Origin of the sequence: Haloferax marinum (assembly GCF_009674625.1) — an archaeon.
GTDB lineage: Archaea > Halobacteriota > Halobacteria > Halobacteriales > Haloferacaceae > Haloferax > Haloferax marinum.
This window is the reverse complement of the sequence record NZ_WKJQ01000001.1, coordinates 2,425,747-2,440,252: the sequence shown is the minus strand read 5'-3', so window position 1 is coordinate 2,440,252 and position 14,506 is coordinate 2,425,747. Positions and strand designations below refer to the sequence as shown.

At 58.7% G+C, this 14,506-nt stretch carries 15 protein-coding genes; 3 read left to right on the top strand and 12 right to left on the bottom strand.

The window, feature by feature from the left end:
* The first annotated feature begins 13 nt into the window (after positions 1-13).
* Positions 14-1,006 (top strand): WD40/YVTN/BNR-like repeat-containing protein, encoded by a 993-nt coding sequence (locus tag GJR99_RS12240; protein WP_151112542.1) that lies wholly within the window; start codon positions 14-16, stop codon positions 1,004-1,006.
* Positions 1,007-1,125: 119 nt separating this feature from the next.
* Here the strand turns inward: GJR99_RS12240 and GJR99_RS12235 are convergent, their stop codons facing one another.
* Together GJR99_RS12235 and GJR99_RS12230 are read right to left on the bottom strand one after the other, a co-directional pair.
* Complete coding sequence (locus GJR99_RS12235; protein WP_225317636.1) at positions 1,126-3,309, bottom strand: amino acid permease; 2,184 nt, start codon at positions 3,307-3,309, stop codon at positions 1,126-1,128.
* Between the two features lie 31 nt (positions 3,310-3,340).
* The gene (locus GJR99_RS12230) at positions 3,341-4,048 is read right to left on the bottom strand and encodes a universal stress protein (protein ID WP_151112538.1); all 708 of its coding nucleotides are present in this window, start codon (positions 4,046-4,048) and stop codon (positions 3,341-3,343) included.
* A gap of 237 nt (positions 4,049-4,285) precedes the next feature.
* Between GJR99_RS12230 and GJR99_RS12225 the strand changes: the two genes are divergently transcribed.
* Entirely contained in the window at positions 4,286-4,897 is a 612-nt protein-coding gene (locus GJR99_RS12225) for a GyrI-like domain-containing protein (protein ID WP_151112536.1), read from the top strand.
* Between the two features lie 18 nt (positions 4,898-4,915).
* On the opposite strand, the gene GJR99_RS12220 is transcribed toward GJR99_RS12225, so the two are convergent.
* The 9 genes from GJR99_RS12220 to GJR99_RS12180 form a co-directional block, all read right to left on the bottom strand.
* Entirely contained in the window at positions 4,916-5,254 is a 339-nt protein-coding gene (locus GJR99_RS12220; protein ID WP_151112534.1) for an AzlD domain-containing protein, read from the bottom strand.
* Complete coding sequence (locus GJR99_RS12215) at positions 5,255-5,950, bottom strand: AzlC family ABC transporter permease (protein WP_151112532.1); 696 nt, start codon at positions 5,948-5,950, stop codon at positions 5,255-5,257. It abuts the gene before it with no gap.
* 60 nt (positions 5,951-6,010) lie between these two features.
* On the bottom strand, positions 6,011-6,460 hold the full coding sequence (locus tag GJR99_RS12210; RefSeq protein WP_151112530.1) for a hypothetical protein: 450 nt from the start codon (positions 6,458-6,460) through the stop codon (positions 6,011-6,013).
* A complete protein-coding gene (locus GJR99_RS12205; RefSeq protein ID WP_151112528.1) occupies positions 6,457-6,714 on the bottom strand; it encodes a hypothetical protein in 258 nt (85 codons plus the stop codon). The genes GJR99_RS12210 and GJR99_RS12205 overlap by 4 nt, the downstream gene beginning before the upstream one ends.
* 1 nt (position 6,715) lies before the next feature.
* The gene (locus GJR99_RS12200) at positions 6,716-6,994 is read right to left on the bottom strand and encodes a ubiquitin-like small modifier protein 1 (RefSeq protein ID WP_151112527.1); all 279 of its coding nucleotides are present in this window, start codon (positions 6,992-6,994) and stop codon (positions 6,716-6,718) included.
* 100 nt (positions 6,995-7,094) lie between these two features.
* On the bottom strand, positions 7,095-7,319 hold the full coding sequence (locus GJR99_RS12195; RefSeq protein WP_255518305.1) for a HalOD1 output domain-containing protein: 225 nt from the start codon (positions 7,317-7,319) through the stop codon (positions 7,095-7,097).
* Between the two features lie 255 nt (positions 7,320-7,574).
* Positions 7,575-9,539 (bottom strand): archaea-specific SMC-related protein, encoded by a 1,965-nt coding sequence (locus GJR99_RS12190; protein WP_151112523.1) that lies wholly within the window; start codon positions 9,537-9,539, stop codon positions 7,575-7,577.
* Positions 9,540-9,565: 26 nt separating this feature from the next.
* Positions 9,566-10,222 carry a rod-determining factor RdfA gene (rdfA, locus tag GJR99_RS12185; RefSeq protein WP_151112521.1) on the bottom strand — a complete coding sequence of 219 codons (657 nt, stop codon included), beginning with the start codon at positions 10,220-10,222 and terminating at the stop codon, positions 9,566-9,568.
* A gap of 284 nt (positions 10,223-10,506) precedes the next feature.
* Positions 10,507-11,574, bottom strand: a complete 1,068-nt coding sequence (locus tag GJR99_RS12180; RefSeq protein ID WP_151112519.1) for a cell surface glycoprotein — start codon at positions 11,572-11,574, stop codon at positions 10,507-10,509.
* 215 nt (positions 11,575-11,789) lie between these two features.
* Here GJR99_RS12180 and GJR99_RS12175 point away from each other — a divergent pair, with 215 nt between their 5' ends.
* On the top strand, positions 11,790-13,829 hold the full coding sequence (locus GJR99_RS12175) for a PGF-pre-PGF domain-containing protein (protein WP_225317635.1): 2,040 nt from the start codon (positions 11,790-11,792) through the stop codon (positions 13,827-13,829).
* Between the two features lie 45 nt (positions 13,830-13,874).
* On the opposite strand, the gene GJR99_RS12170 is transcribed toward GJR99_RS12175, so the two are convergent.
* Positions 13,875-14,405, bottom strand: a complete 531-nt coding sequence (locus GJR99_RS12170; protein WP_151112514.1) for a metal-dependent hydrolase — start codon at positions 14,403-14,405, stop codon at positions 13,875-13,877.
* Positions 14,406-14,506 lie beyond the last annotated feature (101 nt).

Sequence of the window (14,506 nt, the reverse complement as noted above, 5' to 3'; positions counted from 1 at the left end):
GGAGGAGGCAACGATGACCGAACGACGTTTCGTATCGACGACGAGGAGTGGCATCGCGAGAGCGGCAGCAGGGGAACCGACCGCTACAGAGCTACAGAGTCACTCGGTTTCGTCGCTGGCAACCGGCCCTCTCGGGTCGGGGGTTGTTCTCGCAGGGACCGAAGACAGTGGCGTCTTCCTGTCGAGCGACAGGGGGACGACGTGGACACAGACGAGGCTCACCGACGAGACAGTGATGGCCGTCGCCGTCGCGCCGAGCGACCCACAGCGACTCTACGCAGGCGTTCGGCCATCGGGTGTGTTCCGGTCAGACGACGGTGGAGCGACGTGGAGTGAATCCGAATCCTTCCAGCACATCCGTGGTCGGCGGATGTGGCGCTCGCCGGCGTCGCCACCGTTTACGGCGTACGTACAGGCACTCGCGGTGTCACCCAGCGACTCCGACCTCCTCGTCGCCGGCATCGAGTTCGGGGCCGTCGTCCGAAGTACAGACGGTGGTGAGACGTGGTCGAACCACCGTCCGAAAGCGATTCGAGACTGCCACAGTCTCGTCTGGCATCCTACCGATTCCGACTCCGTCTACGAAGGCGGCGCAGGAATCGGGAAGCGACCCGGTGCACGGAGTACAGATGGCGGCGAGACGTGGCGAAAACCCAACGGAGGACTCGACCGGGGGTACGGGTGGAGCGTCGCTGCCCATCCAGTGAATCCTGACGTCTGGTACGTCTCTGCCTCGACTGGCCCGTTTGCGGCCCACGGCGGCGGAGACGCGAAGGCGACGATATTCCGTCGCACCGGTGAGGGACGATGGGTGCGACTCGATGGAATCAACGGGACGTCGATGCCGTACGCACTCTGTACGGACCCATCGATGCCCGACCACCTGTGGGCTGGATTGGCCGACGGGTCAGTCTGGCACTCGCCGAACCGGGGCACCGACTGGGACCAACTCGACGTTCGACTCCCTGCTGTCGAGCGTTCGATGGTGATGCTCCCACCGGAGTGAACCGCTTTGGAGTCAAGTGGTTCGAGACGCTCTGCGTCTCGTCATCGCGGGAATCTTTGATTTCCGTACGACCCCGAGTCACCCACCTTGCTTATCTGTAGCGGAGCGTCGAGGGGCGCTCACGAACCGCGTATCAGGGCGACGTTGCTCGGGACGTCGTGCACGACTCGTTCGGTGACCGTTCCGAAGGGTATTCGGGACCCCTCAGTCCGCCCCGAGAGACCCACGCAGACGGTGTCGTACTGACTGGTCGCTTCGACGATCGCCCGACCGATATCGTCGGCGACGACGACCTGTATGTCGTAGTCGCTGGGAGCAAGTCCCGCCGCCTCGGCGGCGTCGACGACGATCGTCCGCCCCCGTTCCTCGGCGTTCGAGTCGTTCTTCCCTCGGGGAGACTGAACGTTCAGCAGGGTCGGGACGGCCCCGTCGACGGTCGCAAATTCGGCTGCTTGGTGTGCGACGACGGGCGCGTTGTGTCCAGGGGCGATGAGCGCCACCGGCGTTCCGACGGTCTCGGTTCTGAGGTTGACGAGTGAGACGTCACAGCTAGCGCTCCGAACAACCGGGTCGACCGTTGCACCGAAGACGTGGCCGTCGCGGTCGAGCGTCCCGTCCCAGCCGAGGATGACCTCGTCGGCGGCCTCCTCTTCGAGCACGTCGAGTATCGCCTCTCCAACGTCAGCAGCGACCACCGTCCTGGTCCGGAGGGTGACGTCCATCTCGGCCGCGATGTCGTGGGCGTTGTTGAGAAGGTCGCGCTGATGCTCGAAGCGGTCGGCCTCGACGTTCTGAAGCGGCGACGGGTGAGCGACCGGCGTGACGTTGACCGCGACGAGTTCGGGCGTCCCTCGGTCTTCGTTGGCGTGTGCGCTGGCCGCTGCCAGACGGAGGAGCCCACGCTGTGTCGCCGGGTTCGCCACCGGAACGACCACGCGGTACGGCTCGGCTGGCTTCCCACGAATCGCCTCGCTGAGAAGCCCTTCACTCACTACACGTCCCCGTGTGTACGTTGCGTACCAGACGACTCCAAAGATGACGATGCCCGTCCCGATGACGACGACGACAGTCGCCATCTGCGAGACGACGAGGAGCGACAGCACCACCCCCAGTATGGGGACGGCCGGGTAGAGGGGTCGCGGGAGCGCAAAGGAGGGGTCGTAGCCGTCCGGGTCGGCCCGCCGGAAGACGACGAGCGAGACGTGGACGAGCGAGTACGCGACGAGGAAGCTGAAACTCGCCGCCTCTGCGAGCAGCGCGATAATCGTCTCCACCTCGAGGCCGACGAGAATCAACAGCGCCGTCACGACGCCAGTGGCCGCGATGGCTCGGTGGGGCGTGTAGAACCGAGGGTGGCTCACGTTGAACCAGTCGGTCACGACTCCGTCTCTGCCCATGGCGTAGATGACCCGTGAGGCTGCGAGTATCGAGGAGTTCGAGCTCGATATCGCCGCGATGATGGCGGCGAAGACGATTGCGACGACCCCCGCCGGACCGAGGTAGGTGACGGCCACGTCCGAAACCGGGATTGGCGAGTCGCCGAGCGACTCGAAGGGGATCACGCCAGTGCTGACGAGCATGACGAGGACGTAGAGGATGGTCACCAGCACCACCGAGAGAATCATCGACAGCGGGATGATTCGACTGGGATTTTTGATTTCGCCCGCGACGGTGGCGATGATTTCGAAGCCGAGGAACGAGATGAAGACGATACCAGTCGTGGCGACGACACCACCAGGTCCGAACGGGGCGAACGGTTCGAGGTTCCCGGGGTCGATGAAGAACACGCCGACCGCGACGAAGACGAGGATGATGGCAGTCTCGACCCCGATGGTGACGTTCTGGAAGGCGCTCGACTCCTCGGTGCCGTAGTAGTTGACCCCGAGGAGGAGGACAAGCCCGACGAGGCCGAGGCCGACGATGAAGACCCGTCCGTCGAGGAACGGAATCGGCTCGACGAGATACTGGCCAAAGCCAATCATGTAGAACGCGCTCGCGAACATCAGCCCCGTCCACATACCCCAACCGACGACGGCCCCGAAGAGTCCGCCGAGCGCTCGGTTGACGTAGTGATAGCTCCCGCCTGCGATGGGCATTCCAGTCGCCAGCTCGGAAAGTGAAAGCGCCGCGAGCAACGCGACGAAGCCAGCGATAGCGTAGGAGACCGAACTGGCGGGGCCAGCGGTTTCAGCGGCGATTCCGGGGAGGATGAATATTCCCGCACCGATCATCGTCCCTCCGCCGAGCGTCATCGCCTCGACGAATCCGAGCGTACGCTCGAGTTCGCTCCCCTCGACGCTCATCTGTCGCTCCTCCGTCTCGTAGCGTGTCGGGTCACTCGACATCCCTCACGATGAGCGCCGGGACCTCGAGCGCGTCGACGATTGCTGAGAGGACGTCACCGATGATGCGCTCGCGGAGCGAGGGCTCGGTCTCGCCAAGGACGACGAGGTCGTACTCCGCTCCAAGTTCGACGATGTCGGTCTGTGGATCACCGCCCTCCGAGAGCCGCCAGTCGACCTTGTCGCGGTCGACCCCGTACTCGACCAGGCGGTCGACGGCACCAATGAGGAGTAGTTCTCCCTGGGTTGGATCGGCGTCCTCTGCGACCGAGTGAAACAGGGTTGCGGTCTCGTTGCCCGCCACCAGTAGGTCGGCGACGACCGCGAGGATTCGGTCGAGGTTCACGTCCCCACGGAGCGGGACGAGAACGCGGTCGACGACCGTCGAACGTCCGCCCGTCAGCACCGCGTCGCAGTCGTACTCGTCTGCGATGCGGTCGATGGTTGCCTCGCGGTCGTGCGTGAAGACGAGAACCTCGGCTGGACCACCGTGCTCGGCGGCGACTGCGTCCAGCCGGTCGGCGGCCTCGGGACCGTACTGGTCCCTGAGCAGTGCCGGTTCGGCCTGGTCCGGCACCGGGAAATAGCCGAGTAAAACCACCTCGACGGCGCCGAGGTGGTCGATGACATCGAGGGCGGGGGGTTCCTCCTCAGAGACATCGACCGGAACGAGAATTCTCAGTTCGTCGATACGTGTCATGATGCCTATACCATCCATCCCAGGTCGTTTCAATCCTTCGCGGGGTGTGCAGCCGTCTCCGACCACCTGTGGGCCGGGTTGGCCGATGGAACAATCTGTCACTCGCCGAATCGTTGGAGAGACTAGGACCAACTCGACGTTCGACTCCTTGCTGTCGGGCGTTCGGTGGTGATGCTCCCACCCGAGTAAGGCGCCGCTCGTACGCTTATCGTCTCGTCGAGTCAATACAGACACACGATGGAATCGGTCGATTACAAGAAGGAACTGAAGGAGTTGTACCGCCAGTCGGCGAAGGACGTCTCTCTCGTCGAGGTTCCGCCACTCGACTACCTGATGATAGACGGTGCTGGCGACCCAAACACGTCACCGGAGTTCAGCGCCGCAGTCGAGACACTCTACCCATTGAGTTACGCGATTCGCTCGATCGTGAAAGACGAACAGGACCTGAAGTACGTCGTCATGCCACTAGAAGGACTGTGGTGGGCCGACGACATGGACGCCTTCGACGTCGGAAAGAAAGACGAGTGGCAGTGGACGGTCATGGTCATGCAACCCGACGTGGTCACCAGGGAGATTGTCGAACGGGCACGCGAGGTGGTCGGTGAGAAGAAAGACCTGCCCGCGTTGTCGAAGACTCGATACGAAGAACTCGACGAAGGATTGTCTGCACAGACACTCCACGTTGGACCGTTTTCGGAGGAGGGACCGACCGTCGAACGCGTCCACGAGTTCATCGAACAAAACGGGTACGAACGTCGTGGCGCCCACCACGAAATCTATCTGAGCGACATGCGCCGGACCGACCCCGAGAAGTTGAAGACGATCGTTCGGCAGCCAGTTTCGGAGTGATATCGGGTTCCTTCGGGGTCAGAGCACAAACCGGAGCACCCACAGTGCAATCATCCCGACAGCGATTGTGACGACGACGCGCTCTGTGTACCACGCCGCAATCGCCGCGAGCGTCCCCGCGACGAGTCGCTCGTTCCCGAGTGAGAGTTCGAGTGAGCCGCTCGGCGCGACGAGGGCAGGGAGGACGAGTGCGGCGAAGATAGCCGCTGGAACGTATTCGAGCGCCGATTTCACTCGTGTCGGCACCGTGTCGATACGACCGAACAGGTAGATGAACGACCCTCTGATGGCGAAGGTGAGAATGCCCGCGGCGACGATGACACCCCAAATCGTCGTCGGGTCGTACCCCGTCGGCATCTACGCGTCACCTCCGAGCGATTCGACAGTCAAGCCAACGAAGACGCCTGCGACAGCCGCGACGATTATATCGAGGTGAAACGGTACACCAGCGACGACGACGGCGACGGCGACGATACCACCTGTGAGTGCCGACGCTCCCGAAGCACGGTCTTTCAACGTCGGGACGAGCAGTGCGAGAAACACCAGCGGAGCGGCGAACTCGAACCCCCACTCGGGTGGCAGTCCCGCTCCGACGACGGCACCGGCGATAGTCGAAATCTGCCAGACGACCCACAGCGATGCGGCGACACCGATGTAGTAGGCAAAGCGGTCAGTCCCGTCGTCTTGGTTGTATCGAGCGATAGAGAGCGCGTACGCCTGGTCCGTCAACAGGTACGAGGCGACAGCCTTCGCGCGGGCGGCGAACGAACGGAAGTACGGCGCGATCGACGCCGAGTACATCATCATGCGGAGGTTGACGATGACTGCCGTCCCCACGACGATAGCCAGCGGTGCGTCGGCACCGAGGAGTTCTATCATCGCGAGTTGCGACGCGCCGGCGAAGACGATACTAGACATTCCAATCGCGTGGAAAATCGAAAGCCCCTGCTCGACGGCGGCAACACCAGCGACGAGGCCGAACGGTGCGATGCCGAGATGGAGTGGCGCGGCATCCCGAACACCGTCGAGAAAATCTGGGGGAACTGTAGGCATCTGTCGGTAGCAAGACGGCGCCACCGAAATAAGCGTCTATCAGTGACGGGATTGCCGGAGTTAGACGGCGTCGATGACGGCGACTTCCCGGATTTCGAGCGCCGTCTCGAACTCGGAGCGACGGTCAGAGTCGGTGCCGATGCGCCGGAGGTGTTCTGCGTGGGCGCGGCGAACTGCATCGACCTCACGGTGTGAAAATCCGAGTTCGGCCCCCTTCGTGTCCCAATGACCGAGTGGGACGAAGTAGACTGCCACGTCGTCGTCCTCGTAGACACACTCGAACGTTCGGGCGTACTCTCCGGCGTGGTCGTCGAGATACGCCTGTGCTCGGTCGAGGAGCGTTGGAACGAGTGCAGCGGGAACGCTCGCTTTCGCGGCAGCGATCATGATTGCCGTTCCGTCGATTGCACCACCTCGTGGCGAGTCGTCCCCGTCGGGGTCAAGTCGGTCACTGAGACGCTCAGGGGTCCGGTGTGAGTCGTACGGGTCGCCGTCGGCCCCCACGGTTATCCTCCTGCGCGCATCGCCTTCTGGGCGAACGTGTCGATGAGTTCGTCGAGCGTCTCGTCGTCGCCCTCGAAGGTGAGTTGGACCTCTGTTAGTTGAATCGAACTCGTAATCGTGACTGGTTCGGTGTCGATATCGACCGACCAGTCAGGGCCGACGACGTGCGAGTCTGTTTCGGCCTCGCCGCCGAGTCCTTCGAGGTAGTGGATGACAAGTCGTTTCGAGATTCCTCGAAACGCCCGCTCTCGGACCGCCATCTTACCCTCCCGCGACTGGTGGGAAGACGCTAATCTTGTCTCCGTCTTCGAGACTGGTTTCGAGTCCGTCGAGGTGGACGACCTCGCGGCCGTTCTTCAGGACGTTCACGTGCGGGCGAACCTCCCCGTCTTCGATGAGTTCGCCGGAGAACCCGTCGTACTCGGCTTCGAGCGAGCGAAGCACGTCACCGACTGTAGAGCCCTCGTCCGCTCGCCAGGAGACAGTTTTCTGCCCGGCTACCTCACGAAACGTTGCAAAGAAGCGCAGTTCGAGTTCCATACCACTCTTCGGCGGTCACGGAACAAAAAGGTACGTCGCGCGGGCTTTCGGTTACAGAACCGCGCTCCGGTAGTCGCGGTCGGTGTCGCCTCGAGTCGGGTCAGTCCACGTCGACGATGTCGATCGTCCCAACGGTGGACACGCTGACGAGGACGTTGCCGTACTCGAATTCGAGTGTCCCACTGGACAACGCCGGTGCGGCAGGTCGGTCTGTCCCAAACAGCGAGTTCAATGCGTCGACGTCGGTGTACTGAGACAGCGGTGGTAACTCTGTCACCGAACACGATTTGTGTTCACTCGTGGCCGTCAGTACGGCCTCTGACACTGCTTCTCGTCGTTCGCAGTCGTACCAAATCCGGGTTCTCCTCCCCACTCCCCGATGTGTTTCCCTTTTGATAGCATTCCCCACCATATGTAGATTAAACTATATGAATTTCTGAAGTGTTAAATCTCTTGCGTACCAATAGTATATCCCAAGATGCGGCCGGCATAGTCCCAATACATGAGTCTGTAGGGAGTCACTCACCAAGAGAAAACAGACGGAGAGCTAACGGAGTGCAATTGAGAGCCGAACGCTCGTCTACGCAGCCGACGAGTTCAGGTCGTCGCCCCACTCGACGCGGTCGTACGCGGCGTCGAGTGCCTGGGCGTCTTCGGGGAGGAGCGCCGCGACGAGGAACGTCGGGTACTGTTTGAAGTGGTCTATCAGCGCGGAGATTCGTTCGGAGTCGATGGCCTCCAGTGAATCGAGGAGCATGAACGGAACGTCTTCGTAGACTTCGTGGACGAGATACCCAGCGAGTGCGAAGACGAGGCCGATGACCTCACGCTCGCTCTCTGAGAGGTGGTCGATCGTATCCTCGTAGACGGTTCCCGAATCTGTCTCCCTGACGATGTGGAGTTCGAACTGTGTCTTCATCACTTTCCGGCGGCCCTCTCGAACGTGCTGTTCGACCTGTTCGAGCCAGACCCGCTCGATGTTTCCGTACCCGAGCAGGTCGAGAACCGTCTCCATCTCTTCGTTGAACGCCTCGACGGCCGCATTCGTGAGCGACTGAATCCGCGTCCGTGCCGCTTCGAGGTCCTCGGTCAGTTGTTCGCGGTGGTCTCGAAGTTCGGCTCGTTCGTCGAACTGCTCGTCTACCGCGTCAAGGTCGTCGTTCACCGACGCCAGGTCGTCTCGTGCCCTGTCGAGAGAGAACTCCACTTCGTTCAGCTCTTTGTGGAGTTCGATGAGGTCGCTTTCGGCCTGTCCGCGGAGTTCCGACGCTTCGGTCTCCAGTGCTTCGACTCGTTCTGTGAGTTCTTCACGGTCCGAAGTCAGCGACGCTATCTGCTCGGTTCGGCTTTCAAGCTCGTCTTCCAGACGGTCGAGTTTGCGCTGGACGTTTCGGTGGTGCATCTGGGACTTCTCTGCGGCCCGAAGGTCGTTTTCGAGGTCGTCGAGTTCACCGCGGAGGGAGGTCCGTCGTTCTCGCCGTTCGTCTCTGACGCCGCGGAGACGGTTCGTCGTCTCTTCGATCTGTTCGGCGGCGACGTCCGACCCACACGTCCAGCAAGTAATCGTCTCCGTCGAGAGGAGCTGGTCGGTGAGTGCTCTCTCGTCAGAAGAACTAGCGAGTGAGTCTTCGATAAGTCCGGCTTTGCCATCCAGAACGTCCTCCGTGTACTGAACGACGGTTTGGAGGTCCGCAATCGTCGTGTTCAACTCCTCTATCTCGGTTCGGATTTGGTCGACGCGTGCCGAGACCGACTCACGGTCGACCTCTGCCGCCTCGAACGAGTCGAGTTCGTCTTCGAGGTCGGAGCGCTCTTCCCGAAGCGATTCGACGCTCTCTCGTTCGCTTTTGAGACGAAATCGAACGGTCTCCAACTCGGAGCGTGCGTCCTGTAGGTCGCCGAGAGCGTTGTCTAACTCGTCTTGATTCTCGCGTTGGTCTTCGACCGTCTGGTCTTCGTCGTCGATGCGGGCCGCGAGTTCGTCGCGTTCGGTTTCGAGGTCGGAAATCTTCGTCTCCAACTCGCTCTGTCGCGCCGCTAACGACCGCTGGTCGGACTCGAGCGACGACAACTCGTCGAGTTTTCGCTCGGTCTGCTTCCGTTCGGTTTGCAGACGGTCGATTTCTGCTTCGATAGCGTCTGTATCGACCGGTGTCATGATGACGTCGTGGAGGTCATGTGTCGTGATGACTGCCTGCCGTGCCTCGTTCGACGAGAGTAAGAAGGCAAACTGGTCTGCAGTCGTCGTCTCTCGAAGATACGGGGTGCCGCTGGTTTCGACTCGGCCATTTACCCTGGTGAGAACCCGCGTGAAGGTGCGGCCGTCTAGTTCGAGTTCGACAGACCCCTCGTCTGCGTCACCTTTGAGACTGGCGGCGTCGCTGCCGCAGCTAGCCATCAGTGCGCGGAGAAACGAGGTTCGGTTCGTCGCGTTGCGACCGGTGAGAACCGTCACACCGGGTGCGAGGGAGACGTCGCGACTATCTATCCCGCCAATATTTCGAATTCGAACGTTCGCGTGCTGAACTGCCTCTGACTTACTCATTCGTGTATTATGTAGGTGACAGTTTGCTACTCATCCACTGCGCCGTTGGACTGACGGTCGCAGTTACAGTGCCCGGAAGAGAGCAACGCTGTCGGTGTCATTCGTGTCTCACAGTCTGTACAGATGACCCGGATATCGACGTCAACTTCGTACGAACCGATGAACACCTCGTCCGCCTTGACGAGCCGGTCGATAACGTCGGTCGTCACCGTTCGGAGACGGGACCGAAGCTTTCGAATCGTATCGAGCCCGGATTCGGTCGCCGTCTGCTTGTCGTCGTTCGGTTCACGTTCGACATTTCGATGTCGTTTCAGGTAGTTATAAACCGACTGGTAGGAGATAATGTCCGCCTCTAACTGTTCGACGTCGACGCCCTTCTCACGAAGGGAGTTCCGTGCCGCCGTTCGGCTTCCCGCAGTCACGTCGTCGCTCGTCAAGAGACGGTAGAAGTTGTCGGCTTCACCATCGAGAACGTGTGCTCCAGCTTGGTCGAGCGCCGCCCGAATGATTCTCTTGTTGACATTTGCTTCGAGTTCGCGGAGACTCTGCTGTTCACGCCCATCACCCAACCACGCGGCGACGAGATCGTCACCGAGGCCAGAGAGTCTGTATCGCTCGGCGATTCGTTCGATTTTTGGGCCCCGGCCACCGCGACGAGAGGCCTTGTTTCCTAAGCGTGCCATACTTCGCAGTAACAATTCAATTGCGCCGGTGGCAGGTAATTCTTTTGGCCCTAAAGCGTGTGAAATTTATCCGACAGAACCAGGGCAATTGCTGAAACAACAAACTCAGACTATTTGTTGTGTATGAAACGAGAATGACCATATTACTGTGTTGTGCGTTATTCACACCAAAACAGAATTTGATATCTAACTCATCATAGGTCACACACCAATTAGTTATTTTGTACCATTACCATGCGATATAAAGTCTCGTGGCGTAATGATATTTCAGAACTTGCGAGATACTACTTCTTCCGCCGTCTTCTTATAACGAGGATTAACCCTGTAAAGAGGATACCAAGTGCTGAGAGCCATGGCGCTGGCAGTGAGGATTCGGTAGTTGTCTTGGAAGACGAGTCAGTGTTATCATTGTTCGGCGTGAGGACGCTGCTGTCCGTCGTTTGCGACGTTACCGTCGTGGTCACACTCTCTGAGGTCGTGGTTGGTGACTCCGTTGACGTGTGTTCAGTGGTGGTGGTTGGTGACTCCGTCGTCGTTGGTGTCGGAGTTGATGCGGTAGTCGTAGTCGCTGTCGGGGTCGCAGTCGTTGTTTCTGTAGCCTCCGACGATCCATCACCACTATTCGCAGTCGTCGTTGTTCGCGACTTGACTGTCAGCTGTTGAGTATCACTGATGCCAACAAGTTCGTGTTTTCCGTCAACGGTTGTTTCGCTTCGAGCAACCGCATAGAGGTTGTAGTCGCCCTTGTTGAGATCGTTAGATAATGTCGCTTGATAGGAAAGCGACCCTGTTTGACTGGCGTCAATTCGTTTCACCACGGAATTACCCTGTGCAACAACGACCTCTACCGAGTATGGGTCCTGTATGTCGGTAACCTTCGAGAGTGAGAGGTCGACCGTGATATCCTCTCCCTTTGGCGCACTCTTGGGCGCATCAACCGAAACGCGATATCCGGAGACGACAACAGGGTGGATTCGTTCTATCGACCCGTCGATGTAGATGGCGGCGACGTACGACCCTGGACTTCCAAAGTAACTCGTGTCAAATGAGGCTGAGTCGTCACCCTCTGCAGCAGCTGTGTCAACGATGTTTCGGTCATCGTTGTAAATGTAGATATCGTAGGACGTACCAGCTGGAGCATTCGTGTCGATAGTTAGTGCATCATTTTTGTAGACTCGCCCGATTGAAGAAACATCGTACTCGGTGCCATCTATTGTCACTGTTTGGTCCGGCGTGTCGATGTCATCTGATGACGTTATTCCGTATCCTGTTGCCGCTAGTGCGATCGACCCACCCGACGAGGTCACGAGTGAAATAATCAAGATGAAGTGGAGGACTCGTTCGAAACGCATGATTTGAATTCGAATAGCCTATCGAATATGTCTTGTTGTTGAGGAGCTGCCTCCTTGGGGCACCATCCACTGTGGAATACTAACAAAAAGGCAGTAGAACAGCTCATTCCGAGGTTTTGATTGAATGTCTACTGCTCTGTGAAACGAATACATTCATGATGCAAATACATTCCCGTACGAAAACACTATACCAATCGCTTCTGCATATGCCAACAATGCTAGAATCATCCAGACGAGTCGCAAAGACTGGACTACTGTTGCTGATGATACTATCAGTAGCTACCGGTAGTGTTGCCGGGTATATTGGTTCAGGCGCACCAGTTGCAAATGTTAGCCAAAGTGACTATGTCTCTGCGTCAGACAACGTTGACGTCTGGGAAGGAGCCGCGCTTCCTTTCCGTTCAGACACAACCAACGCACAAGAGACGATTGATAACACCAACCTGTTCGTGAACGTTCAAGATCAGAGTACTGGTGACGTTCCCGTCAACAAGGATACGCTTGCTGTGTACTCCAGTGACGCAGTGGTCTCCCTCAATCTGCAAAGTGGGGTCACTGGAGCAGGGACAAGTGGGTTCGATAACACGAACACCGAGCTGCTCGTTGCAAAACTCGACCCAGACCAATCGCTTCTGAGTGAGGACTTCACCGGCCTCACGCCGGCCGAGGCGTTTGATCTCGTCACCTCGGAGAACGCGAACAGTAACGCGTCATTCTACCTGCAGAACGCGGGGACGGTCTCCAACGGTGAACTGACCACTTCGTACGACCTTGGTGATACCTCCAAGCCAGCCGAAGTGACCGGCTCTGGCCAATACGTGTTCATGCTGGTTGAGGCGGGTGCCTTCGAAGTTGATGGTAATAACGACCTGTCCGTGACCAGCCAAGCAAAGGTCATTGGCATGGACGCCGTCGCCGCACAGTCTGCGTCGGCGACTGCCAACCCCTCGAAGAATAAGGTCACGCGCGGGAACAGTATTGATATCAATACTCAGTCCGGAATCTCTGGCGCTGAGAACCACACTCTCGTGGTCTACCACGAGTCTACGTTTAAGAACGCACAGACTACGGTTACTGTTCCGGAGCTCAGCACAGACGTGACAGGAAGTGACGTCACAATCGACCACGACATCTCGACGCTCAACGGCCCCGTCGAAAACGCGAATGAGGTCACCATCGGTGGCGCGACGCTCGGTGCTGGCTCGTCCGCAGGCTCTACCTCGGTCGCATCCGCGATTGACTACATCGTCGACCGTGCTGGCACAGAAGAACCAAACCAGAATGCGGGTAGCACAGAACTCGACGGAGCAGTATACACTGTCTCCGGAGATTCGAGCTTCAGCGGAAAGACCATCCAGACGCAGAGTGACTGGAGTACGGGTACCTACCGTGTCGTCTACCTCGCAGGTGGAACGAAATCCACCGAGTTCGCAACTGCAGTGAGTTCGTTCACGGTGAAAAAGAAAGACACCAACAATAACGACGACGGTTACTCGCCGCCAAGCGGTGGCGATGACGACGATGACGATGACGACGATAACGACGGCGGCAGCGGCGGTGGCGGTGGAGTCGTCAGCCCACCACCGGCCGAACAGGTTGAGATTACGAAGAACGTCGACCCCCAGAGTGGCGTCGTCAAGGTTACAATCAACAATCCTGGTGTCAACAAAGAGATTGAGGTTGATGTCGGAAACAAAGGCAGGTTTGATTCGGCGGTCACTAAACTTGCACTCACCTTCTCGAAGGACATCGAGAATGTGAATATGAACGTCAACGGACTCGACAAGCGTCCGGAAGACATCCCGAATGATCCGACCAAAAACACGCTCAAGTACGTCGAAGTCACTCTCGACGGTGTTGAGGACGGAGACGTCAGCAGTGCGAAATTCAGCTTCTCTGTCAAGCCAAGTCAGATCAAGAAGCTCGGCTCCGAACCCGATGACGTTGTACTCTACCGCTACCACGACGGTGAATGGCAAGAGCTCGAGACGAGGTATCTCGGCTTCGGCAAGTTCGAAGCTGAAAGTCCCGGGTTCTCCGTCTTCGCAGTCGGAGTGAAAGACGCTCAGCAGCAGACTTCGACGACAACGACCGACGAACCGACGACAACGACCGACGAACCGACGACGACTAAAGAATCCAAAAAGCCCGACAAGAAGACGACCACTTCGAGTACAGGTATCCCCGGCTTCGGCCTCTCAGTTACCCTTGTGGCGCTCATCGCGATTGCGCTCATCGCGATCCGTCGCGACTAACGACCACAACGTTCACCCATCCCGCGGTCACACGCGGATTTATTTTTAGTAATTGCCGAACATGTCAGCGACGCCTGGGAATCCATCGTACACCCAGACGGTGAGGCCGACTAGTGTGATTCCAACTCCCAACAGAACGAGCCCCGTAAACTCCAAGGAAAGAAAGAATTCGAGGAAGCTGTTGTAAGGGTCGTCTGCCGGAACACGCGTGAGTGGCCACAGCACGTAGCCGAGGTTAGCTAACTCACCTTCGACGAGAGGGTCGACTGCGTCGCCAACAAGGTGCGACGTGTAGCCGACGGCGAACGCGATCGTCAATTCACGTTGGTCGCGGTAGCTAAATGCCCACCAGAGAAGGCCGACGATCAGACCCATCGTGAATACTGAATGTCCGAGACTCCGCCCGTATGCGAGGATATCAAACGACCAAGCGAGTGGTTTGTCCACCAGATCTGGAAATTGAGTACCGAACACGACTGCGAACACTGCCAACCCAATCGGTGCGTGTTGGTAGCGCGAGCGAGCGAACCACGAATAAAGAAGATAGCCGAATGCGGCGTGAGTCCAAGGGAGCATTGGTAGAGAGAATTAGGGGACTCGAAATAGGCACTTCGCTTCGGACAACTGCGTTCATCAACCGGTGGGAAAGCAACAAGCCGGTACATTCTAATGTGCTG